General features: G+C 57.2%; 23 protein-coding genes. 10 read left to right on the forward strand and 13 right to left on the reverse strand.

The genetic code is table 11. The features are described from left to right. The first annotated feature begins 138 nt into the window (after window positions 1-138). Both KP808_RS13995 and KP808_RS14000 read left to right on the forward strand, forming a co-directional pair. On the forward strand, window positions 139-1,233 hold the full coding sequence (locus KP808_RS13995; protein WP_230016324.1) for a tetratricopeptide repeat protein: 1,095 nt from the start codon (window positions 139-141) through the stop codon (window positions 1,231-1,233). 485 nt (window positions 1,234-1,718) lie between these two features. Further along, window positions 1,719-2,081 carry a histone-like nucleoid-structuring protein, MvaT/MvaU family gene (locus KP808_RS14000; protein ID WP_002553302.1) on the forward strand — a complete coding sequence of 121 codons (363 nt, stop codon included), beginning with the start codon at window positions 1,719-1,721 and terminating at the stop codon, window positions 2,079-2,081. A gap of 485 nt (window positions 2,082-2,566) precedes the next feature. On the opposite strand, the gene KP808_RS14005 is transcribed toward KP808_RS14000, so the two are convergent. After that, window positions 2,567-3,175 carry a DUF4946 domain-containing protein gene (locus tag KP808_RS14005; protein WP_230016325.1) on the reverse strand — a complete coding sequence of 203 codons (609 nt, stop codon included), beginning with the start codon at window positions 3,173-3,175 and terminating at the stop codon, window positions 2,567-2,569. Window positions 3,176-3,276: 101 nt separating this feature from the next. Here KP808_RS14005 and gloA point away from each other — a divergent pair, with 101 nt between their 5' ends. Further along, complete coding sequence (gene gloA / locus KP808_RS14010) at window positions 3,277-3,798, forward strand: lactoylglutathione lyase (RefSeq protein ID WP_230016326.1); 522 nt, start codon at window positions 3,277-3,279, stop codon at window positions 3,796-3,798. Window positions 3,799-3,894: 96 nt separating this feature from the next. Here gloA and ahpF read toward each other — a convergent pair whose 3' ends face one another. From ahpF to KP808_RS14025, 3 genes are all read right to left on the reverse strand, one after another. Next, complete coding sequence (ahpF, locus tag KP808_RS14015; RefSeq protein WP_058402288.1) at window positions 3,895-5,457, reverse strand: alkyl hydroperoxide reductase subunit F; 1,563 nt, start codon at window positions 5,455-5,457, stop codon at window positions 3,895-3,897. A gap of 124 nt (window positions 5,458-5,581) precedes the next feature. Then, a complete protein-coding gene (ahpC, locus tag KP808_RS14020) occupies window positions 5,582-6,145 on the reverse strand; it encodes an alkyl hydroperoxide reductase subunit C (RefSeq protein ID WP_002553298.1) in 564 nt (187 codons plus the stop codon). A gap of 110 nt (window positions 6,146-6,255) precedes the next feature. After that, window positions 6,256-7,215 (reverse strand): site-specific integrase, encoded by a 960-nt coding sequence (locus tag KP808_RS14025; protein ID WP_230016327.1) that lies wholly within the window; start codon window positions 7,213-7,215, stop codon window positions 6,256-6,258. A 176-nt stretch (window positions 7,216-7,391) separates the two neighbouring features. On the opposite strand from KP808_RS14025, the gene KP808_RS14030 reads away from it, so the two are divergent. After that, window positions 7,392-8,402, forward strand: a complete 1,011-nt coding sequence (locus KP808_RS14030) for a DNA-binding protein (protein ID WP_230016328.1) — start codon at window positions 7,392-7,394, stop codon at window positions 8,400-8,402. 10 nt (window positions 8,403-8,412) lie between these two features. Here the strand turns inward: KP808_RS14030 and KP808_RS14035 are convergent, their stop codons facing one another. The 3 genes from KP808_RS14035 to galU form a co-directional block, all read right to left on the reverse strand. Next, the gene (locus KP808_RS14035) at window positions 8,413-9,684 is read right to left on the reverse strand and encodes a hybrid sensor histidine kinase/response regulator (RefSeq protein ID WP_230018884.1); all 1,272 of its coding nucleotides are present in this window, start codon (window positions 9,682-9,684) and stop codon (window positions 8,413-8,415) included. 97 nt (window positions 9,685-9,781) lie between these two features. Then, the gene (gorA, locus tag KP808_RS14040) at window positions 9,782-11,140 is read right to left on the reverse strand and encodes a glutathione-disulfide reductase (RefSeq protein WP_230016329.1); all 1,359 of its coding nucleotides are present in this window, start codon (window positions 11,138-11,140) and stop codon (window positions 9,782-9,784) included. A gap of 102 nt (window positions 11,141-11,242) precedes the next feature. Then, a complete protein-coding gene (galU, locus tag KP808_RS14045) occupies window positions 11,243-12,082 on the reverse strand; it encodes a UTP--glucose-1-phosphate uridylyltransferase GalU (RefSeq protein WP_003364457.1) in 840 nt (279 codons plus the stop codon). Window positions 12,083-12,466: 384 nt separating this feature from the next. Here galU and KP808_RS14050 point away from each other — a divergent pair, with 384 nt between their 5' ends. Continuing rightward, on the forward strand, window positions 12,467-12,748 hold the full coding sequence (locus KP808_RS14050) for a hypothetical protein (RefSeq protein ID WP_230018886.1): 282 nt from the start codon (window positions 12,467-12,469) through the stop codon (window positions 12,746-12,748). 55 nt (window positions 12,749-12,803) lie between these two features. Here KP808_RS14050 and KP808_RS14055 read toward each other — a convergent pair whose 3' ends face one another. Next, entirely contained in the window at window positions 12,804-13,154 is a 351-nt protein-coding gene (locus KP808_RS14055) for a hypothetical protein (protein WP_058402283.1), read from the reverse strand. A gap of 166 nt (window positions 13,155-13,320) precedes the next feature. On the opposite strand from KP808_RS14055, the gene KP808_RS14060 reads away from it, so the two are divergent. Genes KP808_RS14060 through alkB form a run of 3 tightly spaced genes read left to right on the forward strand, consistent with a single transcriptional unit; the run spans window position 13,321 to window position 14,534 of the window. Beyond that, window positions 13,321-13,626 (forward strand): DUF1883 domain-containing protein, encoded by a 306-nt coding sequence (locus KP808_RS14060; RefSeq protein ID WP_002553290.1) that lies wholly within the window; start codon window positions 13,321-13,323, stop codon window positions 13,624-13,626. Between the two features lie 14 nt (window positions 13,627-13,640). Continuing rightward, window positions 13,641-13,823 carry a hypothetical protein gene (locus tag KP808_RS14065; protein ID WP_080394922.1) on the forward strand — a complete coding sequence of 61 codons (183 nt, stop codon included), beginning with the start codon at window positions 13,641-13,643 and terminating at the stop codon, window positions 13,821-13,823. Between the two features lie 24 nt (window positions 13,824-13,847). Then, on the forward strand, window positions 13,848-14,534 hold the full coding sequence (gene alkB, locus KP808_RS14070; protein ID WP_230016330.1) for a DNA oxidative demethylase AlkB: 687 nt from the start codon (window positions 13,848-13,850) through the stop codon (window positions 14,532-14,534). On the opposite strand, the gene KP808_RS14075 is transcribed toward alkB, so the two are convergent. From KP808_RS14075 to gnd, 4 genes are read right to left on the reverse strand one after another with little or no spacing between them, the layout of a single operon-like run. After that, window positions 14,535-16,352 carry a glycoside hydrolase family 15 protein gene (locus tag KP808_RS14075; protein WP_230016331.1) on the reverse strand — a complete coding sequence of 606 codons (1,818 nt, stop codon included), beginning with the start codon at window positions 16,350-16,352 and terminating at the stop codon, window positions 14,535-14,537. 51 nt (window positions 16,353-16,403) lie between these two features. Beyond that, entirely contained in the window at window positions 16,404-17,213 is an 810-nt protein-coding gene (locus KP808_RS14080) for an HAD family hydrolase (protein ID WP_230016332.1), read from the reverse strand. Continuing rightward, window positions 17,206-18,738, reverse strand: coding sequence for a glucose-6-phosphate dehydrogenase (gene zwf, locus KP808_RS14085; protein ID WP_058408148.1), 1,533 nt, complete (start codon window positions 18,736-18,738; stop codon window positions 17,206-17,208). Before zwf ends, KP808_RS14080 begins: the two co-directional genes overlap by 8 nt. Further along, window positions 18,738-19,712: a phosphogluconate dehydrogenase (NAD(+)-dependent, decarboxylating) gene (gene gnd, locus KP808_RS14090; protein WP_058408149.1), complete on the reverse strand. Its 975-nt coding sequence runs from the start codon at window positions 19,710-19,712 to the stop codon at window positions 18,738-18,740. The genes zwf and gnd overlap by 1 nt, the downstream gene beginning before the upstream one ends. 314 nt (window positions 19,713-20,026) lie before the next feature. Between gnd and KP808_RS14095 the strand changes: the two genes are divergently transcribed. Further along, the gene (locus tag KP808_RS14095; RefSeq protein WP_002553283.1) at window positions 20,027-20,200 is read left to right on the forward strand and encodes a DUF6026 family protein; all 174 of its coding nucleotides are present in this window, start codon (window positions 20,027-20,029) and stop codon (window positions 20,198-20,200) included. 158 nt (window positions 20,201-20,358) lie between these two features. Here KP808_RS14095 and KP808_RS14100 read toward each other — a convergent pair whose 3' ends face one another. Next, window positions 20,359-20,850, reverse strand: a complete 492-nt coding sequence (locus KP808_RS14100) for a GNAT family N-acetyltransferase (protein WP_004658555.1) — start codon at window positions 20,848-20,850, stop codon at window positions 20,359-20,361. Between the two features lie 635 nt (window positions 20,851-21,485). On the opposite strand from KP808_RS14100, the gene glgA reads away from it, so the two are divergent. Continuing rightward, the gene (gene glgA, locus KP808_RS14105; RefSeq protein ID WP_004658556.1) at window positions 21,486-23,084 is read left to right on the forward strand and encodes a glycogen synthase GlgA; all 1,599 of its coding nucleotides are present in this window, start codon (window positions 21,486-21,488) and stop codon (window positions 23,082-23,084) included. Window positions 23,085-23,087 lie beyond the last annotated feature (3 nt).

The raw sequence follows: 23,087 nt of genomic DNA on the forward strand, positions 1-23,087 counted from the left end.
GAACAGGCCGTAAACCCGCCCCGCGCCCATTCAGGACGCGGGGCTTTTTTTGTCCGTAAGCCGACGGCATCATGATTGCCGTTTGACAGCTGCCACCCACTCCCCGAAGCTGCAACCCGTCAAGCATTGGAAATCGATATGCCCAGACTTTCTACCAAGGGGTTATCGCCTCAACCCACTACTCGACATCGCTGGCTGATCGGCGCAGCGGCTGCGGCGATGCTGGCGCTATCACTGGCCTTCTGGTGGTGGCGCCTGCCCGTTCAGACCGTTCCCGCCAGGTTGAGCCACACCTACGCTCAGGCACTGGAACAGGCGCACGACGGCAAGCCCGGCGCTGCACGCGTGCTGTACCAACAACTGGCACGAACCGACCTGTCTGACGAGCAGCGCATCAACCTGCTCGCCGAATTGAGCGACTACCCCAGCCCTCAGGCCCTCAAATTGCTCGATGCCGCGCTGGGTGACCGATCCGCACAGGTGCGCGAAGCGGCTATCGATGTCAGCGTCAGACTGGTCTCCAACAGCCAGCGCAGCCTGCTGCTGGGCCCATTGCTGGACGACGACGAACAATCCGTCAGATTCCGCGCCACCAGTGCCCTGCTCGGCCTGTCACCAGATGAACTGGGGCTGTACTTTGCCGTGCTGCAGCAAAGTGCCGAGGCGTTTCAGGAGTCGCTGAAGAGCCAGCCGCAAAGCGCACAAAACCAGTTGCAACTGGCCAGACTGTACCTGCAGACCGGCGACCTGGAGCCGGCAGTCGCCGCGCTACAGAGGGCCACAGCCCTGGACACGGGCAATATTGAAGCAGCGCTGGCGCACATTGAGCTGCTGGACCGCAAGGGCCAGGCTGAGCAGGCACGCAGCCTTTTCGCCCAGTTGCTGGAACATAACCCCGGTTCGTCCATGCTCCAGCACGCACTGGGCATGTGGCTGCTTAACCACGGGCAGGCAGAATTTGCCGTGCTCAGCCTGGCGAAGGCTACAGAGCTGGCACCTGATAACACCGACTATCGCTATGACCTGGCGGTTGCCCTGCATTCGTTGCACGAGCTTGAGGCGGCGCAGAGGCAGTTGACGCAGATTGTTCAGAGCCAGCCTGCGAACCGCAAGGCCAGAGTGCTGCTGATTCAATACTGGAAAGAAAACGGTCAGTTGCAAAACGTGCAGATTCTGCTGGCGGAGCTCGAGCAGCAGAACCCCGACGACCCGGTGCTGCAACAGGGACTGTAGGGTCAGAAAGGCAAAAAAAGGCAGGCCAAGGGCCATCTTTGATGCGGCTACACGCCCTTTCATCCGCTGCCTTCAGACATTTCTACTCTTTCCGCATCTGCCAGCCCCCATGTCTGTCAGATGTTTCTCCTTTTAAGCCGTCCAGTGTCGCATGGCACGTTTTCCATCAGCGACTAATGTCGGAAATAACTTACACAACAGCTCGCCTGATAACGCAGGCTTCATTGCCTATATCCAACATTCTCCACCACGACTATTTAACGAATTTGAAAAAGGCTATTTTCTAACTGAAAAAAAAGGTGCATCATTTGCGGGCTACTGAGTTATAACTATCCTCTGTCTGCGCAATGACAAGCCGCAAAGGCCATGTTTCAGCATAGAAACCGCAGGTACAGGGCAGCATCGAGTGAGCGAATCGGTCAATCAGTTTTGTCTCATCGCTTTATAGGGCTGACAACAGCCATTACATTGTTGGAGTGTATTACTTGTCCAGACTTGCCGAGTTTCGAGCAGCAGAGAAAGCCCTTCAAGAACAGCTGGCACAGCTGGAATCCTTGAAGAATGACGCCGGGTTGAAGAAGGAAATCGAGTTCGAGCAAAAGCTCCAGGACCTGATGGGCACCTACGGCAAAAGCCTGCGTGACATCATCGCAATCCTTGATCCTTCAAGCGCTACGTCGCTGGTCGCACCAGCCGGGCCAAAGCGCCGTCGTGCACGCGTGGTCAAGGTTTACCAGAACCCGCATACCGGCGAGCTGATTGAAACCAAGGGTGGTAACCACCGCGGTCTCAAGGCGTGGAAAGAGCAGTACGGTGTAGACACTGTTGATTCGTGGCTTCGCGCCTGATTGAAACTTTGTCAATTGAAGCCCTGCACTTGCGGGGCTTTTTTTATCTACCCGTACGTCAACTGAGCACCTGCACACTGCATCTGCCTGATCAAACGCCCATACACAGTTGACTGCCTGCCCGCCCATGACATTCATACACATGATTAAGTGAACTGCTCGGTACATGTACTTCCAGCGCGTCAGGCATTAATACCGTTGAAATAATGACGCCAATAAAAATTCATCGATTATTCGATTCAGCACGCAGTTACAAACCTGAACACTTGCTGAAATGTGTAGAGTAATTATTCGGTTTATTCGGTGTAATGAGCGATAAGACAATTTGTTACTGCGTGCTTCGCCGCATCGAAAATCGGCGGATGACCGACACCGCGCAGCTTCACACTTTTTTCACATGGATTCTCGGATGATGAAGACCGCTAAAGGAATAGCGCCCCATGCCCGCCTCGGCGGGCTTCTTTTTGCCTGTGAAAAAGCAGGTATCACTGCGCATCGTCCAGTCGCAGGCTCTCGCGGATACGCAACGCCTCGTCCTTGTTGGCCGTGTATCCATCTGCTGATCCCGCGTAGGACAACGACCAGGCCATTTCTTTACTGGCAGCCGCTACCAGCGTCTGGGTCAACACATGCACGCCGTTCTGGGTGATGGTGCAGGTGGTTTCCAGTGCCGGCACGACGCTGAGCCGGCTCTCACGCACATGCGTGCAGACGCTCTGCAGGCCGCTGCGGGCAAAATTGACCTGAACCGACTTGCGCATCTCCAGCAGTACGCCCTGGACATTGACCTCATGTCCGGGCGTCAGGCGTGTCTGGGTCAGCTCCATGACCATCAGCGGGTTTCCACTTTGATCGTTTTTCACCGCGCGCTGTCTGACTTGCACGGACGGTTGCACGGGCTTGCCCGACTCGGTCGGCAGCGACTCGACCTCCCAGCCTGCGGGCCAGATGATCATCGCATCGGCGGCATGAGTCTGTGCAGTGCCCAGCAGCAGGAGCAGGCACAGGCCTGGCAAGGAGCATCGGTATTGCGAAAGGATCATGGTCAGGTCGCCAGAACAGGTGACCGGAAATTCTGAGCCTGTTGTCGGCATCGAGCAAGACCGAAGCGACGTTATCCGAGCGAGGGTTTGGCACTGCCCGCCCTGCCCCGTATCATTTGGCATTATTTGTATATTCTGTTGGAGACACATTGATGAGCTTGCACGAACTCAACACACTACCGGGCGTTACCGCCGACCCTGAAGCGGCTACCCGTCAGTTTGTGTTCAATCACACCATGCTGCGCGTCAAGGACATCACCAAATCGCTGGATTTCTACACCCGCGTGCTCGGCTTCAGCCTGGTTGAAAAGCGTGACTTCCCGGAAGCCGAATTCAGCCTCTACTTCCTCGCGCTGGTGGACAAGGCGCAGATTCCGGAAGACGACAAAGCCCGCAACGAGTGGATGAAATCGATCCCCGGCATTCTGGAGCTGACCCATAACCACGGTACTGAAAGCGATGCCACAGCCTCTTACCATAACGGTAACAGCGACCCGCGCGGCTTTGGCCATATCTGCGTGTCGGTGCCGGATGTGAAAGTCGCCTGCGAGCGTTTTGAAAGCCTGGGCGTCGACTTTCAGAAGCGCTTGTCCGATGGCCGCATGAACAGCCTGGCCTTTATCAAGGACCCGGACGGCTACTGGGTAGAGATCATCCAGCCAACGCCGCTCTGAGACTGCCGGTGATCGCTTCGGCAAGGAGCGGCGATCCGCGTAGAAAGCAAAAAGCCCCGTGATCGCTCACGGGGCTTTTCGTTTACCGCTCTCCGATCAGGCCGGGGCGGAAGTACGGATCAGGTGGTCAAAGGCGCTCAGGGAGGCCTTGGCACCTTCGCCCAGGGCGATGATGATCTGCTTGTACGGTGCAACCGTCACGTCACCAGCAGCGAAGATGCCTGGCACCGAGGTTTCACCGCGAGGATCGACCACGATCTCACCGCGCGGCGACAACTCGATGGCACCTTTGAGCCACTCACTGTTGGGCAGCAGGCCGATCTGCACGAAGATACCTTCGAGCGGTACGTTGATCTCTTCGCCTGTGGTGCGGTTCTTGTAGCGCAGGCCGTTGACCTTCTGCTCATCACCTGTCACTTCAGTGGTTTGCGCACTGGTGATCACGGTCACGTTCGGCAGACTGTGCAATTTGCGCTGCAGCACCGCGTCGGCACGCAATTGCACGTCGAACTCCAGTAGAGTCACGTGAGACACGATACCTGCGAGGTCGATTGCAGCCTCGACACCCGAGTTACCGCCACCGATGACAGCGACGCGCTTGCCTTTGAACAAAGGACCGTCACAGTGCGGGCAATAAGCCACACCCTTGTTACGGTACTGCTGCTCACCCGGCACGTTCATCTCCCTCCAGCGTGCGCCAGTGGCAAGGATCAGCGTCTTGGCCTTGAGGCTGGCACCGCTGGCAAACTTCACTTCGTGCAACTCGCCGGCTGCGCCAGGAATCAGCTTGTCGGCACGCTGCAGGTTCATGATGTCGACTTCGTACTGCTTGACGTGCTCTTCAAGCGCCACGGCCAGCTTCGGCCCCTCGGTATGTTGCACCGAGATGAAGTTCTCGATGGCCATGGTATCGAGCACCTGCCCGCCGAAACGCTCGGCAGCAACACCTGTGCGGATGCCTTTACGTGCAGCGTAGACTGCCGCCGCCGAGCCAGCAGGACCACCGCCGACGACCAGCACATCGAAAGCCTGCTTGGCGTTGAGTTTTTCCGCCTGACGCGCACCGGCGCCGGTGTCGATCTTGGCCAGAATCTCTTCCAGGCCCATGCGGCCCTGACCGAACAGCTCGCCATTCAGATAGATGCTGGGTACCGACATGATCTTGCGATCGGTGACTTCGTCCTGGAACAGTGCACCGTCGATAGCGACGTGCTTGATGCCAGGGTTCAATACTGCCATCAGGTTCAATGCCTGGACAACGTCCGGGCAGTTCTGGCAGGACTGCGAGAAATAGGTTTCGAAATGGAATTCGCCTTGAAGAGCGCGAACCTGTTCGATGGTTTCCGCACTGACCTTGGGTGGGTAGCCGCCAACTTGCAGCAGCGCCAGGACCAGCGAGGTGAACTCGTGGCCCATGGGGATACCGGCGAAACGCAGGCTGATATCGTGGCCAGGGCTGCTCAGCGAGAACGACGGAGTACGCGCGTCGGTGCCGCTGTCATTCAGGGTGACGTCCTTGGAGACACTGATCACATCATTGAGCAGTGCGAGCATTTCCTGAGACTTCGCGCCGTCATCAAGGGACGCGACGATCTCGATGGGGCGAGTAACCCGCTCCAGATAGGATTTCAACTGGGCTTTAAGATTGGCGTCCAACATGTGGCGGCTTCCTGTTTACAAAGGGTAGAAATAACAACGCCCAGGCGATTACCGCCCGGGCGTTTTTTGGGGCGATGCGGTTTACTTGCTCAAGAGCTCAACGCCCCCAGCCGATTCATGCGACTCAGATCTTGCCAACCAGGTCCAGGGACGGAGCCAGAGTAGCTTCGCCTTCTTTCCACTTGGCTGGGCAGACTTCGCCCGGGTGAGCGGCAACGTACTGAGCAGCCTTGATCTTGCGCAGCAGCTCGGAAGCGTCACGGCCAACACCGCCGTCGTTCAGCTCGACGATTTTGATCTGACCTTCAGGGTTGATCACGAACGTACCGCGATCTGCCAGACCGGCTTCTTCGATCAGCACGTCGAAGTTGCGCGAGATAGTCAGGGTCGGGTCACCGATCATGGTGTACTGGATCTTGCCGATTGCAGGCGAAGTGTTGTGCCATGCAGCGTGGGCGAAGTGGGTGTCGGTCGAAACGCTGTAGATCTCGACGCCCAGCTTCTTGAACTCTTCGTAGTTGTCAGCCAGGTCTTCCAGCTCGGTCGGGCAAACGAAGGTGAAGTCGGCCGGGTAGAAGAATACGACAGACCACTTGCCTTTGAAGTCGGCGTCCGAAACGTCAACGAAAGCGCCGTTCTTGAACGCGGTAGCCTTGAACGGTTTTACTTGGCTGTTGATGATAGGCATCGGTATATCTCCTGATGGGTTGGATGGGTTGTTAATTCGATGGAGTGAAGCTTACGCATGATCAGTGACAATCGCTCATTGGCAAACCTGATGTCACTGATTGCTTTTCACTATGAAGGCAGCTTATCGATAGAAGAAACCTTCGACCCGTTCCCTGTCTCCAGGTTGCCCGGGAACGGCGCGGCGTCAATGTAGCGCATCGCCGACTTGATGTCCCTCCAGCCTACATAAGACATCAGTGACTTGAGGTCCCAGCCATTGCTGTGCGCCCAACTGGCGAAGCCGCGGCGCAGCGAGTGACTGGTGTAGTGCTCGGCGGCAATGCCTGCACGCTGGAGAGCCTGACGCAGCAACGGGATAACGCTGTTGGCGTGCAGCCCCTCCTCGCCAAGATTACCCCATCGATCCACCGCCCGAAACACCGGACCGCGCACCAGCGCAGCGCAATTGATCCACTCTATATAAGCCTGCACCGGGCACAGCCGCTGCAAGGCGGGGGTCTGATACGTTCTGCCCAGGTTATCGCGATCACCCTTGCTGCGCGGCAGATAAAGGCTGATGCCCGAGTGGGCGATGGCCTTGACGTCCTGCACTTGCAGGCGACACAGCTCGTCGCTGCGAAAGCCGCGCCAGAACCCCAGCAGAATCAGCGCCGAATCCCGACGACAACGCAATAGGCGCGGCTGATCGTGTTGCGTTTCTGCATCACGTATCTCGCTCTCCAGCCAGGCAATGACTTTCTCCAGGTCCTGCAACTGCAAAGGCTCGGCCTGCTTCTCTTGTGCCGGGTGCAATGCACGAATGCCCTTGATGACCTTACGCACCATGGGCGCCTTGGTGGGATCGGCAAACCCCTGACTGACATGCCATTGCGCCAGCGCTGACAGGCGCAGTTTCAAGGTGTTGACCGATAAATTTCCGGCATGACTGGCCAGGTAACGCGCCACGCTTTCGCTGGTCGCCGGCAGAAACCCGCCCCACGTCACTTCGAAATGCTCGATGGCCGCCCGATAACTGCGGCGCGTGTTGTCACGGGTTGCGGCATCGATATAGCGATCAACGTCATTCATGGTTCAAGCCTGCACGGTGTACCGGAGAAAGCGCCGAAAAATGAACTGACAACGCCTGACACGGGATAATACGCCAATATCACGGGTTAATTAATTCAAAAAATGGCAAATAATTTCGAATAATATAGTATGTAATTACAGGATACATACCACAGTACGAAATCTTAGGGGAACACATGGCTCGGGGCGGCGTAAACAAGGCGTTGGTGCAGAAGGCAAGGGCTTCCCTGCTGTCCAGAGGTGAAAACCCCAGTATTGATGCTGTACGTATCGAAATGGGTAATACCGGATCGAAAACCACGATTCACCGGTATATCAAGGAACTCGACGCCACGCATGCGCCAGCGCCGGACATCAATGAGGAATTGAGCGGCCTGGTAGCTCATCTTGCCCAGCGTCTTCAGGAGCAGGCTCAGGAACGCATTGATCAGGCCTGCAACACGTATCAGGCCGATCGCGCCACCCTGCAGCAACAATTGGCGACGGCTCAGCAACAGATCAGCGAACTGCAGGAACATGCGCAGCAACGTCACGAGGCTCTGGAACAGCAGGCTGCCGCCCTGCTTCGCACGCAAAATGCCCTGCAAACCGAACAGACCGAGCACGCCAGACTGCTTCAGGCCAACCAGGACCTGGAGTCGCGCCTGCACGACAAGGACGGCCAGATCCACTCGCTTGAAGAAAAACATCAGCACGCCCGTGAAGCGCTGGAACACTATCGCAACTCGATCAGAGAGCAGCGCGAGCAGGAACAGCAACGCCACGAAGGTCAGGTTCAGCAACTGCAAATGGAACTTCGACAGGCGCAGCAAAGCATCGCCATGCGCCAGGAAGACATCACACAGCTGAATCGTGACAACGAGAGATTACTGGCCGAGAACCGCAGCACCCTGCGTGAACTGCACGAACGAAAAGACCTGCTGAACCAGGCCACTACCCAGGCTGCCGCTCTGGCAGAACAACAGCATCACGCCCGCACTCAATGCGCGCTGCTGGAAGAACGGTTACGCAGCCTGATGGAAGAAAGCACCACGCTCCAGCGGACCATGACAGAGCTACGGCAGCAGAACCGGATGCTGGAACTGCTGCTGACCAAGAAGGAAGCAGCACTGGAAAACCTGCAGAACGGCCTCAGCCAGCCTGATAAACCCACGACCACTGGAAAAAAGCCAAAAGGCAAGGCATGAGAAGCAACGCTCAGGCAGCCATTACTGCGCAAGACAAGAGCAGATGAACCTGAGTGCCCTGACCTTCCTGGCTTTTTATCTGCACATGCCCGCCCGCCTGCTTGATGAAACCGTAGACCATGGACAAACCCAGCCCCGTTCCCTGCCCTACGGGCTTGGTGGTGAAAAACGGGTCGAACGCCCGGTCGATGACGTCTTGAGCCATTCCACAGCCATTATCTTCTACGCTGAGCCGCACATAATCACCAGGTGCCAGCCCGTCTTTCTGAGCGGCAAGTGTTAACCGCTGGCTGCGCACCCGGAGCGCCCCTCCGACCGCAACAGCGTCACGCGCGTTGATCACCAGATTCAACAAGGCATTTTCCAGTTGATGCTCATCCGTACGCACGCAATTCAACCCCTCCTCCAGCTCGATGCGCAATTGCGCGCGAGCGCCGACCGTACCTCGCAGCAGCTCTTCCATAGACCGGACCATATGATTGATATCCACTGCCGTGACATTCAGCGACTGACGACGAGCAAATGTCAGCAGCCTCCGGGTCAACGCAGCCGCACGATTTGCGGAACTGGTCGCAGCGTCCAGATAACGATCAACTTCCTCCACCCGGCCTGCCGCCACGCGGATCCGGATCATGTCCAGGGCACCCATTACGCCGGAAAGCACATTGTTGAAGTCGTGGGCGATGCCGCCCGTCAACTGGCCAATTGCGTCCATTTTTTGCGCATGGCGCAAGACCTCTTCAGCCATTGCTCGCTCGACGATTTCGGCCTGCAACAATTCATTGGCGGTTGCCAGCTCGCGAGTGCGCTCGGCAACGCGTAACTCGAGACTTTCATTGAGTTCGCGCAACGCCTCTTCAGCGTTGACCTGAGCCGTAATATCGGTGTGAGTGCCCAGCCAGTGAGTGATGTGGCCCTGCACATCGCGCATGGGCAGTGCACGCGACAGAAACCAGCTGAAGGCACCGTCCTTGCCGCGCAGTGGAAAGGTGTCTTCCCAGATCGAGCCCGTTGAAAAGCAGTACTGCAAATGCGCCAGCACACGCTCACGATGCTCGGGATGCAGGACCGAACGCCAGCCCAGAGCCGTCATCGCCTCGAGCGACGTCCCGGTGTATGCGTACCAGCGCTCGTTATACCAATGGGCCTGCCCGCGAGGACTTGCAGTCCAGGCCAGCTGACTCATGTTGTCAGCCAGGGTTCTGAACTGATGCTCGCTTTCACGTAATGCATCAATGTGCAGCGCGACTTCACGATCCTGCCCGGCCAGATGCAGGCGCATTCCGGCCGATGATTTTTCTCTGTTCACGTCGGGATCCGTCCTTTTCAAGCCTTGTCCCGGAGCTCTTCCTGACCTCCGGGTATTGCGCTGCCTGACGTTAGCGTTTGACAGGCGTGCGCATGGTTACAAACTCTTCTGCAGCAGTCGGGTGCACGCCGATGGTGTCATCGAACACCTGTTTGGTCGCGCCAGCCTTGATGGCAATTGCAAGGCTCTGGACGATTTCGCCTGCATCCGGCCCAACCATGTGGCAGCCCAGTACGCGGTCGGTTTTCGCATCCACAACCAGTTTCATCAAGGTGCGTTCCTGATCGTCAGTCAGGGTCAGCTTCATCGGCCGAAAACGGCTTTCGAACACCTGCACATCATGACCAGCCTCGATCGCATCCTCTTCGGTCAGCCCGACTGTACCGATGTTCGGCAGACTGAAAACCGCCGTTGGAATGTGATTGTAGTCTACCGGGCGATACTGCTCCGGCTTGAACAGACGACGCGCAACGGCCATGCCTTCAGCCAGCGCAACCGGAGTCAGCTGCACACCACCGATGACATCGCCGATAGCCAGGATGGAAGGCTCGCTGCTCTGATAGAGCTCATCAACCTTGATATAGCCATGCTCATCAAGTTTGACGTCAACACTGTCCAGCCCGAGGTTGTCGAGCATCGGCCGACGGCCAGTGGCGTAGAACACACAATCAGTCTCGAGCGTGCCGCCGCCTTTCATGGACAGCAAAAGGCTGCCGTCGGCCTGTTTGTCGATGCGCTCGATATCGCTATTGAAGCAAATCGTCATATGACGCTTGAGCAGCTCCTCATGAAGATGGGTGCGAACGCCGCCATCAAAGCCACGCAAAAACAGCTCGCGACGGTAGACCAGCGTGGTGTCGGCGCCGAGCCCGTTGAAAATCGAGGCGAACTCCACCGCGATGTAGCCGCCACCCACAACGACGACCCGCTTGGGCAACGTTTTGAGGTAGAACGCCTCGTTGGAGGTGATCGCGTGCTCGCGCCCTGGTACGTCAGGAACCTGTGGCCAGCCACCGGTGGCAATCAGAATGCGCTCGGCACTGTAGGTCTGGCCGTTGATTTCGACCTGTTGCGGACCGGTCAATTTTGCGTGCCCTTCAAGCAGCGTCACGCCGCTGTCGACAAGCAACTTGCGATAGATGCCATTGAGGCGATTGATCTCACGATCCTTGTTGGCGATCAGCGTTGCCCAATCGAATTCGGCTTCACCCAGCGACCAGCCAAAGCCCTTGGCATGATCGAAATCTTCGGAAAAATGCGCTCCGTAAACCAACAGTTTTTTGGGCACGCACCCCACGTTGACGCAGGTCCCCCCCAGATAACGGCTTTCAGCCACGGCAACCTTCGCACCGAAACCAGCAGCAAAACGTGCCGCCCTGACGCCACCGGAACCGGCGCCAATTACAAACAGATCAAAATCAAAGGCCATCGATATCTCCTTGGCAGAAGCACAGCATAACCGCTTGGCGGCCAGTCAGAAATGACAAAGCCACCCGAAGGTGGCCTTGTCCCGAGCATCATCAATCGAAAATCAATGCGCTTTGCCGGTTTTGTAAAAATGCTCGAAGCAGAAGTTGGTGGCCTGGATGTACCCTTCGGCACCACCGCAGTCAAAACGCTCACCCTTGAACTTGTAGGCCAGTACGTTGCCTTCTGCAGCCTGCTTCATCAGGGCGTCGGTGATCTGGATCTCCCCCCCTTTGCCTGGCTCGGTCTGTTCGATCTTCTCGAAAATGTCCGGAGTCAGGATGTAGCGGCCGATGATCGCCAGGTTGGACGGCGCATCTTCAGGCTTTGGCTTTTCAACCATGTTGGTCACGCGGAACAGGCCCGGCTTGATTTCTTCACCGGCGATCACGCCGTACTTGTTGGTTTCCTGCGGATCGACTTCCTGAATGGCAATGATCGAGCAGCCATAATGCTTGTGCAGTTTGACCATCTGCGCCAGCACGCCATCACCCTCAGGGTTGACGCACAGGTCATCAGCCAGAACCACGGCAAAAGCCTCATTACCAATCAGCGGACGACCGCTGAGAATGGCATGACCCAGACCTTTCATTTCAGTCTGGCGAGTGTAGGAAAAGCTGCACTCGTCGATCAGTTTGCGAATACCAACCAGGTACTTTTCCTTGTCCGTACCCTTGATCTGATGCTCAAGCTCATAGCTGATATCAAAGTGATCTTCAAGAGCACGCTTGCCACGACCGGTCACGATGGAAATTTCGGTCAGGCCAGCCGCGAGGGCTTCCTCAACACCGTATTGGATCAGTGGCTTGTTGACCACCGGCAGCATTTCCTTGGGCATGGCCTTGGTCGCTGGCAGGAAGCGAGTGCCGTAACCGGCTGCTGGGAACAAGCATTTCTTGATCATAAAAGTCCTTGGTAAGGGCTGTTGGTGTTAACGGCGCAGTCTAATCAGGAGGCGGTCACCTTACAATGCCCCGCCTTTGGCCGTCTGATGCCATGATAGAGGAATCCTCAGGCAGATAGTTCCGCACTTCCTGGATATTGCCTGCAGCCAATTACAGACTGGACCACACTCCAGCCGCCGCCAAAGCCCGCCGCAACAGTGCTGTGCACGCGTTTTCGACGACCGAAGCATTTATGCTCTGCTCCAAAAGAACTTCAACAGTGGCCAGCTAACGACGAGCTATTTATGATGAAAAACATGGCGGAACGATGGCACCCATTACCAGTCCAACGTTCGCATTTGTCAATTCTCTGACCTTATCCTGAAGCGAAAAACATGATCAGAATCCTCTCCCTACTGTCCATTATTGCTGCTCTGGGCCTGACCGGCTGCGCAACCGCCTCCAACACTTACCTGAAAAACGGCAAACAGGGCTTGAGCATCGACTGCTCCGGCGAGGCGATGTCCTGGGCAAGCTGCTACGAAAAAGCGGACGCGTCCTGCGCGGGCACAGGTTATGAAATTGTCGGCACGGACGGCACTCCGCAGCCTGCGGAAAGCGACAAGACACTGGGTGTGGACGTAGGAAACTACAAGAGCCGTAGCGTGCTGGTAGTCTGCAAGTAATCAAGCCTGCCGCCCTGCCCGAAGCGGACAGGGCCTGCTGAGCCCGCCTGAGCGATCAACCTGAAATGCACGCTTCGGCAGCGTTTTGAACATCCCTGAAGCGGATCGGCACGTTGGCGAGTCGTTCATAGACCTTGATCGTACTGCCGCCCGAGCGGCTCTCGACATCGACGACTGCCGCAGGCGATTTGCTGAGCTTTTGCGCCACAATTACGCGCAAGCCATCATGGCGAGGCTCGATAAGCGGCGGCTTGCGACTGCTGGCGATCTTGCCAACGAAGCAATCGGCATACTCCTTGGGGTTCTTGCCCGACATCACGTTCATGGTGGGGGGTGTATGTTCGATGTCATTTACTGTGGCACAGCCAGTCATTGCCAGAGCCAGGACTACTACAGCCAGTTTCATACAAAGCCTCCAAATAAAGGTCCTACGACAAGCTGACGCGCAATTAAATCCCGACTGAGGCAATATTTGCGAGAAACACGGCAAATTAGTGTCCACCGACGTCAAATTGCGGGCATCACATGCTATCGTTTTGATTTTTCAGAAAAACCCCCATTCGGAGCGCGTCATGAAATTCGTACACCAGCGTGAGCATCTCAACGAGGACGACCTGGTCGTTATCGAGTGCTCGCAGACCTGCAATATTCGTCTGATGAACGATGCGAATTTTCGCAGCTTCAAAAATGGCGGTCGACACACCTATCATGGCGGTGCATTTGACACGTTTCCGGCCAAGATCGCCGCGCCGAGCACCGGTTTCTGGAACATCACCATCGATACCGCAGGCCGCAAGATAGATACCAATGCAGGCCGCAAACCGCCCTTCACTCACAAGATCAAGATTGTCCGGCGCTCAACCTCACGCCTGGGATGATGCAAGGAGTCACCGTGAACAACCCAGCCCCGCGCACCACCAAATTTGCTGTCAGCTACAAGCTCAATGGCGAACGCCGCTTCGAGTTCGCCCAACTGCAATCGGCATCAACCAAAGAAGCCGAAGCTGCCTTGAAAAAAATGCACGGCCAGAGCGACGATCAGATCACCGACGTGAAGGTCAGCAAGGCGCTCTGATACCCGCGGGAGCTCGACCCGACCATGCAACGCAAAGGTGAAACGCCCGCCAACCTGGATATGTTTGCCGACCAGACGGCCCAGCCTGCAAGCAATGAGCTGATCGGGCCTGGGTCATGGCTGCTCAGAGGCTTTGCGCTGCCTGTCATGCCACAACTGCTGGACTCTCTTGAGGCGACACTGGCCCTTTCTCCATTCAGGCACATGCAGACCCCCAGTGGCTTGAGAATGTCTGCAGCGCTGAGCAGTTGCGGACAACTGGGCTGGATAACCGACCGTCATGGTTATCGATACACCGCAACCGACCCCCAAACAGGACAGGCCTGGCCGGCGATGCCGGATGCCTTCATGCAACTGGCTCAGGACGCCGCGCTCGCAGCAGGTTATGCCGGGTTCGTGCCTGACGCCTGCCTGATCAATCGTTACATCCCCGGGGCGAAGATGTCTCTGCATCAGGACAGAAACGAACACGACCACCGCTGGCCAGTGGTATCGGTATCGCTGGGTATTCCGGCCATCTTCCAGTTCGGGGGCCTGCGGCGTAGCGACAAGACCCAACGCATCTCACTGTTTCATGGCGACGTAGTGGTCTGGGGCGGCGAGGACCGGTTGCGCTTCCACGGCATCCTGCCCGTCAAACAGGCCGAGCACCCTCTGCTCGGCGAACAGCGGATCAACCTGACCTTTCGCAAGGCTGGCCGCGACGACTGATCATGCGCCTTCCAGCTCGCCCGACGTACGCGCCAGTGCGGGGCACACGGCCCGGTGCAGATTCAATGCGGTGTTGATGATGCCGATGTGGCTAAACGCCTGAGGGAAATTGCCCAGCATGCGGCCATCTTTCGGATCGTATTGCTCCGCCAGCAGGCCGACGTCGTTGCACAGATCACACAGCCTCTCGAACAGCCGTGCAGCGTCATCAGCCCGACCCAGCAGCACGTACGCGTCAGCCAGCCAGAACGAACACACCAGAAACGTCCCTTCGCGGCCGGCGACACCATCAACACTGCGCTCGTTGTCGTAACGCAGCAACAGGCCATCCTGCATCAGCGTGCGCTCTATTTGCGCGACAGTACCGGTGACACGAGGATCTTCCGGCGCAAGAAAACCGGTCAACACAATTTGCAGCAGACTGGCGTCGACTTCTTTCGAGCCATACGTCTGCACGAAACTGCCAAGATCAGCATCGAAACCGTTGCGACAGACATCAGCATGGATCTCGTCAGCTACACGCCGGTAGTGACTCGCTAACGCACGATCCTCATCGTTTTCGGCAGCCTTGGCGATCTGAGTGGCGTTTCGGTCAAAGGCCACCCACGCCATGACTTTTGAATGGGTGAAGTGACGCGGTTCGGAACGAATCTCCCAGATACCAGCATCCGGCAGGTGCCAGATCTTTTCCAGATAGGGCATGACCACCTTGGAGATCGCCACACTGCGCGGATGCTGCGGCATGCCGCCTCTCAGCGCCTGGATCATGGCATCGGCAACCTCGCCATAAACATCCAGTTGCACCTGAGTCGCTGCGCCGTTGCCGACCCGCACCGGCAGCGAGTTCTCGTAACCACTCAGCCACGGCAGTTCGTACTCTTGCAAACGTCGCTCACCGCCCACGCCGTACATGATCTGTATCTGTTCCGGGTTACCGGCAACCGAGCGTAACAGCCAGTCTCGCCAGGCGGTCGCCTCCTCGAAATAACCCAGATTCATGAACGCCAGAAGGGTCATGGTGGCATCACGCAGCCAGCAATAGCGGTAGTCCCAATTGCGCTCGCCACCCAACTGCTCGGGCAATGAAGTGGTCACGGCGGCAACAATGCCACCGGTAGGAGCATAGGTCATGGCTTTGAGGGTGATCAGCGAGCGCTTTACCTGAGCCGTCCACGGCCCGACGTCAGGACAGCGATCAGAAAACTCCCGCCAATAGGCGGCCGTAACCTCCAGCGCCTGATCGGCATCAATCTGCGCAGCCAGCGGCTCGAAAGACGCCTGATAAGCGAGCGTGAAAACCTTGCGCTCGCCCTCACCGACATGAAAATGGCTGGCGGTGTGATGATCCTGCGGGTGCAAGGCCACAGGACTGCGCAGTACGAGCATTTCCGGCCCGGCCACGGCAGTCAGCGTATGTTCGTCCTTGCGCTCGACCCAGGGCACACTGCTGCCGTAATCGAAGCGAATGGCGAGGTCCACACCGAACTCGACGCGCCCGGACAGCCCGACCACGATACGCACCACATGACCAGTCGTCTTCATGGGCATGAAATCGATCAGCATGGCGCGACCGTCACGGGTTTCGAAAACAGTTTCAAGAATCAGGGTGCCGTCGCGGTAACGGCGCTCGACAGCGATAACCTCGGCAGTCGGCGCAATCTTCCAGCGGCCATGCTCATCGCTACCCAATAGAGCGGCGAAACAGGCCGTCGAGTCGAAGCGGGGGAAACACAACCAGTCCAGCGAACCATCTCGGGCGACGAGCGCCGCCGTCTGACAGTTGCCCAGCAATGCGTAGTCTTCGATCAGTGCCGCCATTCAGAAATGCCCGTCGTGATGATGATTCGTCAGCGTGCGCAAACCGCTCGATCAAGCCGGAAGAATGTAACGCTCGATGGCGACGGCAACGCCGTCCTGCTCATTGCTATCTGTAACATGATCAGCCTGTCCCTTGACTGTCTGCTCGCCCTGCCCCATTGCAATCGACAAGCCGGCCTTGTGGAACATCGCCACGTCGTTGCCGCCGTCGCCTATGGCCGCAGTGCGAGAAAGGTCGACTCCCAGATAGTCCGCCAACGCGACCAGAGCGGCACCCTTGTTGGCCTCCAGCGCGGTCACATCCAGGTAGTATTTTTGCGAACGTGCTGCCAGCGCGAGCCCTTCGATCTCCGGATTGAGCTGCGCTTCAAGGGTTTTGAGCAAGTCGAAATCAGCACTGGCCGCGACGATCTTGTCGACGCGATCCAGGTACGGCTCGAAACTCTCGACCTGAACATAGCGGTAACCTAGCGCATCGAGCTCATGATCGACGTAATCGGCGTCAGGATCGAGCAACAGCCACTGATCGTCGGCAAACACCCAAGTGGCAACGTTCTGGCCGACAAACAAATCCAGACATATCTTTACTGCGCGCGGGTCAATGCGATGAGCCACCAGCAGGCTACCGTCGGGATGAGTGATGGTGCCGCCATTGAACGCCACGGTGGGCAAATCCACACCCAGCGCTTCGATCACCTGGCGCATGGCCCTGGGCGGGCGACTGCTGGCCAGCGTGAAGTGAACGCCAGCATCACGCAGGCGCTTGATGGCGTCGATATTGGCTTGGCTAAGGCTGTGATCACGGCGCAGTAACGTGCCGTCGATGTCGGACAACAGGAACTGTACGGGCAGTTCAGACATTCAATTCTCTCCATTCGCGGCCATCACGGCTCAGCAGATCTTCACCCGCTTGCGGGCCATCCTTGCCAGCTTCGTAAAGCTGCACTTCCGGTTGCGCAGCCCAGGCGTCGAGGAACGGCTGCACGGCACGCCAGCCGTTCTCGATGTTGTCCGCCCTTTGGAAGAGCGTCTGATCACCGGTCAGGCAGTCATAGATAAGGGTTTCGTAACCTGTGGAGGGCTGCATCTCGAAGAAATCCTTGTAGGCGAAGCCCAGCGCGATATCTTCCATTTTCAGTTCCGGACCAGGGCGCTTGGCAAACAGATCGAACCACATGCCTTCGTTGGGCTGGATCTGAATCCTCAGGTAGTTGGGCTTGAGGCGGTCAACTTCGGTGTCGCGAAACTGCGCATACGGCGCGGGCTTGAAGCAGATAGCGATTTCCGTGCTGCGAGCACTCATGCGCTTGCCGGTGCGCAGGTAGAACGGCACCCCGACCCAACGCCAGTTGTCGACCATGACCTTGAGCGCGACATAGGTTTCGGTTGTGCTGTCGGGCGCCACGCGATCTTCCTGACGATAGCCGACAACCTCCTTGTCCCCCATCGCGCCTTTCGCATATTGGCCACGTACCGAGTTGGCCAGAGCTTCCTCCTGACTCCAGGGCCGGATCGCTCCAACCACCTTGGCTTTCTCGCCGCGAACAGCATCGGCACCGAAAGCGGCCGGCGGCTCCATGGCAACCATAGCCAGCAACTGGAACAGGTGATTGGGCACCATGTCGCGCAATGCACCGGTGTGTTCGTAAAAGCTGCCACGGGTTTCGACGCCTACGGTCTCCGCCGCCGTGATCTGTACGTGGTCGATGTAGTGGTTGTTCCAGAACGATTCGAACAGGCCATTGGAGAAACGGCTGACCAGAATGTTCTGCACCGTTTCCTTGCCCAGGTAGTGGTCGATCCGGTAGATCTGCTTCTCGCTCATGACCTTGAGCAAACAGCCATTGAGCTCGACCGCACTGGCCAGATCGGAGCCGAAGGGCTTTTCGATCACGACACGACGGAAGCCATCTTCGGTTTCCTGCAACAAACCTGACGAACCCAGCCGCTGGGCGACCTCACTGAAAAATCGCGGCGCAGTAGCCAGATAGAACACCGCGTTCGCGGTGCCGGTGCTCTCGATCTTGCTGGCGATGTCCTGATAGGTGGAGTCGTCGAGGAAATCACCCTGCACATAACTGATGCGCTCGGCCAGCTTGCTCCACAGCGCAGGATCGAGTGGGTCCTTGCCGCCACCGGCAACCTTGCCGGCGGCTTCATCGCGAATGAAGTTCTCGAGCTTTTTCGCAAAGTCGGCATCGCTGATCGCATTGTGATCAACGCCGACGATGTGCAGCCCTTCATCCACCAGACCGTCGCGTGACAGGTTGTAAAGTGCCGGCATCAGCAGGCGCTTGACCAGATCTCCATGGGCACCAAACAGAAACAGGGTCGTGGGGGGAGCCACTTCGGCTTTTTGCTCGGCGCTGCCACGCGACAGGCCCATTACTTGGGTTCCTTGTGGCCACCAAATCCGAAGCGCATGGCGGACAGCATCTTGTCCGCGTACGAACTTGTCTGGCGAGAACGGAAACGCGCAAACAGGGCGCTGGACAGTACAGGAACCGGAACCGCCTGCTCGATGGCAGCTTCAATCGTCCAGCGCCCTTCGCCACTGTCGGCAACCGAACCGGAGAAAGCATCCAGGTGCGGGTCGGTGGCCAGCGCATCGGCGGTCAGGTCCAGCAGCCAGGACGACACCACACTGCCACGACGCCAGACTTCGGCAATGTCCGCCGTGTTGAGGTCAAAACGCTGTTCAGGTGGCAGGTGTTCAGAATTTTTCTGTTTGAGAAGATCGAAGCCTTCGGCGAAGGCCTGCATCATTCCGTACTCGATACCGTTGTGGATCATCTTCACGAAATGGCCGGAACCGGCAGGGCCGGAGTGGATATAACCGCGCTCGGCGCGGTCGTCGGTCGATTTGCGGTCACGAGTGCGCTCGATCGAGCCAAGGCCGGGAGCCAGTGTCGCGAACAGCGGATCCAGGCGCTCGACAACAGCAGCCTCGCCTCCAATCATCATGCAATAGCCGCGCTCAAGCCCCCATACCCCGCCCGACGTACCGACATCGACGTAGTGCAAGCCTTTTTCGGTGAGCTCCTGAGCGCGCCGAATGTCATCCTTGTAGAAGGTATTACCGCCGTCGATGATCACATCATCGGCGTCAAGCAACTGGCTGAGGGTCTGAATGGTCTCTTCGGTCGGCGCACCTGCCGGAAGCATTACCCAGATGGCGCGGGGCTTGTCGAGCGCATCGACCATTTCCTTCAGGCCTGCGACTGCAACCGAACCGTCATTGGCCAGGGCGTTGCGTGATGCCTCATCGCGGTCATACACGACCGTCGTGTGGCCGTTCAACATCAAGCGGCGTGCGATGTTGCCGCCCATGCGGCCCAGTCCAATAATCCCAAGTTGCATGAAGGTGCTCCTTAAATCGTAAAAAGGTGCCGCACTTGCTGTCCAGCGCATCGACAGGCTGCGAGCATGCTGGTTAGTCAAGCGAGGCGGAACGTCGGTTCCCTTGCGAGAAGATGAAGGCGTTTACGCCCTCCTGTGGTGCATTTTGTCGCGATTAATAAACATTCGCGACAATTAAAAATAAAAAAGTTCCAAAATCATGCAAAAGAAATCAAAATCGGTGCCGATAGAGAGGGTAAGCAGCGGCGCTCATGGATTGAAAGTCATTGCCACGGACCTTTCTGAGGTTGAATCCGCCATTTGCGAGGTGAGCAATGGGCACTGTACTACCAGCACTTGCACCACAAACCCTGTATGTCACGATCCGTCGCGACGAATTGCGCGCATTGAAAGAAGAGCGCGAGCAGTTGCAGAAAAAGGTCGCTCATTTGAGCTCGATGCTGCAGCAACCCCACTTGTCTGCACCCGGCAAGATGCTTCAAGCCTGACTGCCATTGCATCACCCCTTAAAACGCTTCAGGGCAAGCCCGATATTCTGGCTTGCCCACTTGATCTGCTCTCACAGTCTACGCCCCTTCCCTGTCCGATTCTGCTGAACAGTTTTCCCTTGCACCCGACACGGCTGCACACAAACCTGCTGCGTACTTTATAGCGCCTTCTGCCAGAACATGGCACGCCCCATTTCAGGGCTCAACTGGTAATTGTCGAAACCGAGCTTCCTGTAGGCACCTTGAGCTACCTCATTGCCCTCCAGAACCTCAAGTGTCAGTTTGCAGCAACCTCGCTGGCGTGCAATCTCTTCCACCTTGAGCAACATTTTCTGGCTGATGCCCATACCGCGGTATTGAGCGACGACCGCAACGTCGTGAATATTGACCAGCGGACGACAGGCAAAGGTTGAAAAACCCTCAAAGCAATTGACCAGACCTACCGGCTCTCCGGAAATGAACGCCAGCACACTGAAAGCGTAGGGACGTTTGGCCAGCTCGATAGCCAACTGCTGACGCGCATCGCTCGACAGTGGCCGACCTGTGCCCATGACATCCATCGAATATTCGTTCAGCACAAATCCAATTGCATCAGCGTGCACGGGATTCGTGTAACTCGCTTGCAGTACCAATACCTCGGGGGCTTCCATTTCCATCCTCGTCAATTCAATAAAAGTGATTCTGTAAAATCAGTCAAAGGGTAACTCTTTCAGGCCAGCGCGTTATTTCAAGCCAGCTCTGTGACTAGAGCGTCCAGCCCGATTCTATCCTGCCTCGCTGCAAAATGTTCCAGCGCGGATGTAGGAATTTTCTCGCCACGCCCATAGATTGACCGCCAGACGCACCCAGAAAAGGCGCGACGCACCGATGGGGCTCATGAGCACCTCCACTCACCCGTTTTTTTCGATAAAAAAGAAACGCATGACCTCGATTGTCGAACGATCCGACGACCGGTCATGCGCGCTCGGGACTCGAATTTAACCCATAAAAAAGCGCAACGACTGCCGGGCTGGCCCTTGCAGCGTCCCGACAGGCGCGGCTTCAAAGCCCTTGCCAGACATTCGCGCAGAAAAAAGTCGAAACTTCTCCAAAACGCCCCGGTCAGGTGAATGGAGCATCTATGCTATTGGCTGACATCCGGTAATGGCGACATCACGCGGCTTTGTCACTACGCATGGTCCAAACGGGTATTGATCTTGCGTAGTGCACGTATGTGTACCCGGCCATAGGAAATGGCCAATAAAAATCAAGTGATGCACCAAGACTGTTTTAAGGGGAAAAATCGATGATTAGCGCCGCTGTCAAAACCCAGAAGGGAGAGAGTTTTAACCAGCCTGTCGGCGAGCTGACTCATCTGCCAGTCTTCTCTACCAAGAGCGTTCCTTTGCTGCAATTACCAACCTCGACAATTCAGCCTACGCCGACCATGTCTCAGGTCAGCAGACGCAAAGTGTTGTTCGTGACCTCGGAATTGGCCGACCTGGTGAAAACCGGTGGGCTGGGCGACGTATCCGCCGCATTGCCACGAGCAATGCGCCACCTGCATGACGTGCGGGTTCTTATTCCAGGTTATCCGCAGGTCATCAACAGCGGAAACCCGATCCATATCATCAGCCAGCTGGGCGGGCATGCTGCACTGCCACCTTGCAAGGTGGGTCGCATGGACATGAAAGATGGCCTTGTGATCTATGTGTTGATCTGCCCTGAGCTTTACGAGCGTGAAGGCACGCCTTACGCCGACAGCGATGGCCGCGACTGGTCCGATAACCATATTCGTTTTGCCCGTCTGGGGCTCGCGGCTGCCGAATTTGCGGCTGGCGAAGTGAAAAGCCAATGGTGCCCCGAGCTGGTCCATGCCCATGACTGGCCTGCCGGCCTGGCGCCTGCCTACATGCGCTGGCGCGGGCAGTCCACGCCAAGCATCTTTACTATTCACAATCTGGCCTATCAGGGGACCGTGAGTACCGCTTCGAGTCGTGAACTGGGCATTCCAGATGAAGCGATCACCCCGGAAGGCATGGAGTTCTACGGCAAGCTGTCCTTCATCAAGGCAGGCATGGCCTTCGCGAGCCACATTACGACCGTGAGTGCCACCTATGCTCGGGAAATCACCACGCCAGAGTTTGGTTGCGGCCTGGAAGGTTTTCTGCAGAGCAAGGCTAACAAGGGTCAGCTCAGCGGCATTCCTAACGGAATCGACGAAAGCTGGGATGCAGCGACCGACGAACACCTGATCTGCCACTTTGCGCCCAACGAATGGACGCGCAAGGAAATCAACGCCGACTATGTGCGTGAGCTGTTTGAGCTGGATGCCTCGACCGGGCCCCTGTATGCAGTGGTTTCGCGCCTTGTGTATCAAAAAGGCCTGGACCTGACCATCGGGGTTGCCGAGCACATCGTCAACAACGGCGGACAAATCGCAATTATCGGTCGCGGCGAGCCTGAGGAAGAAGATGCCATGCGCGAGCTGGCCGCACGCTTCCCGGGGCGCATTGGTGTGCGTATCGGCTTCAATGAAACCGACGCACGACGCATGTTCGCCGGCAGCGATTTTCTGTTGATGCCATCGCGCTATGAACCCTGCGGTCTGAGCCAGATGTACGCGCAACGCTTCGGCTCCCTGCCTGTCGCACGCAACACCGGCGGCCTGGCGGACACAATCGAGGACGGCGTGACCGGCTTCCTGTTCAAAGAATCAACCATCGAAAGCTACACCGAAGCCCTGAACCGCACGTTTCAGGTATTCGCCCACCGTGAGCTGCTCAACGCCATGCGCTGCCGTGCAATGGCTGCTCCCTTCAACTGGCATCAGGCAGTAGAGCCCTACGCAGATCTCTACCGCGACCTGTTGAAGAAAAACGTGAGCATTTCCAGCAACTACTAGTTT

The sequence above is a fragment of the Pseudomonas savastanoi genome, assembly GCF_020917325.1.
GTDB classification, from domain to species: Bacteria; Pseudomonadota; Gammaproteobacteria; order Pseudomonadales; family Pseudomonadaceae; genus Aquipseudomonas; species Aquipseudomonas amygdali.

What these genes read in the sequence shown, in the direction of transcription:
- KP808_RS13995 (WP_230016324.1), top strand. Translation starts at nt 139, where the DNA reads ATGCCCAGACTTTCTACCAAGGGGTTATCGCCTCAACCCACTACTCGA.
- KP808_RS14005 (WP_230016325.1), bottom strand. Translation starts at nt 3,175, where the DNA reads ATGCCGACAACAGGCTCAGAATTTCCGGTCACCTGTTCTGGCGACCTG.
- gloA (WP_230016326.1), top strand. Translation starts at nt 3,277, where the DNA reads ATGAGCTTGCACGAACTCAACACACTACCGGGCGTTACCGCCGACCCT.
- ahpF (WP_058402288.1), bottom strand. Translation starts at nt 5,457, where the DNA reads ATGTTGGACGCCAATCTTAAAGCCCAGTTGAAATCCTATCTGGAGCGG.
- ahpC (WP_002553298.1), bottom strand. Translation starts at nt 6,145, where the DNA reads ATGCCTATCATCAACAGCCAAGTAAAACCGTTCAAGGCTACCGCGTTC.
- KP808_RS14025 (WP_230016327.1), bottom strand. Translation starts at nt 7,215, where the DNA reads ATGAATGACGTTGATCGCTATATCGATGCCGCAACCCGTGACAACACG.
- KP808_RS14030 (WP_230016328.1), top strand. Translation starts at nt 7,392, where the DNA reads ATGGCTCGGGGCGGCGTAAACAAGGCGTTGGTGCAGAAGGCAAGGGCT.
- KP808_RS14035 (WP_230018884.1), bottom strand. Translation starts at nt 9,684, where the DNA reads ATGCGCCTGCATCTGGCCGGGCAGGATCGTGAAGTCGCGCTGCACATT.
- gorA (WP_230016329.1), bottom strand. Translation starts at nt 11,140, where the DNA reads ATGGCCTTTGATTTTGATCTGTTTGTAATTGGCGCCGGTTCCGGTGGC.
- galU (WP_003364457.1), bottom strand. Translation starts at nt 12,082, where the DNA reads ATGATCAAGAAATGCTTGTTCCCAGCAGCCGGTTACGGCACTCGCTTC.
- KP808_RS14055 (WP_058402283.1), bottom strand. Translation starts at nt 13,154, where the DNA reads ATGAAACTGGCTGTAGTAGTCCTGGCTCTGGCAATGACTGGCTGTGCC.
- KP808_RS14060 (WP_002553290.1), top strand. Translation starts at nt 13,321, where the DNA reads ATGAAATTCGTACACCAGCGTGAGCATCTCAACGAGGACGACCTGGTC.
- alkB (WP_230016330.1), top strand. Translation starts at nt 13,848, where the DNA reads ATGCAACGCAAAGGTGAAACGCCCGCCAACCTGGATATGTTTGCCGAC.
- KP808_RS14075 (WP_230016331.1), bottom strand. Translation starts at nt 16,352, where the DNA reads ATGGCGGCACTGATCGAAGACTACGCATTGCTGGGCAACTGTCAGACG.
- KP808_RS14080 (WP_230016332.1), bottom strand. Translation starts at nt 17,213, where the DNA reads ATGTCTGAACTGCCCGTACAGTTCCTGTTGTCCGACATCGACGGCACG.
- zwf (WP_058408148.1), bottom strand. Translation starts at nt 18,738, where the DNA reads ATGGGCCTGTCGCGTGGCAGCGCCGAGCAAAAAGCCGAAGTGGCTCCC.
- gnd (WP_058408149.1), bottom strand. Translation starts at nt 19,712, where the DNA reads ATGCAACTTGGGATTATTGGACTGGGCCGCATGGGCGGCAACATCGCA.
- KP808_RS14095 (WP_002553283.1), top strand. Translation starts at nt 20,027, where the DNA reads ATGGGCACTGTACTACCAGCACTTGCACCACAAACCCTGTATGTCACG.
- KP808_RS14100 (WP_004658555.1), bottom strand. Translation starts at nt 20,850, where the DNA reads ATGGAAGCCCCCGAGGTATTGGTACTGCAAGCGAGTTACACGAATCCC.
- glgA (WP_004658556.1), top strand. Translation starts at nt 21,486, where the DNA reads ATGATTAGCGCCGCTGTCAAAACCCAGAAGGGAGAGAGTTTTAACCAG.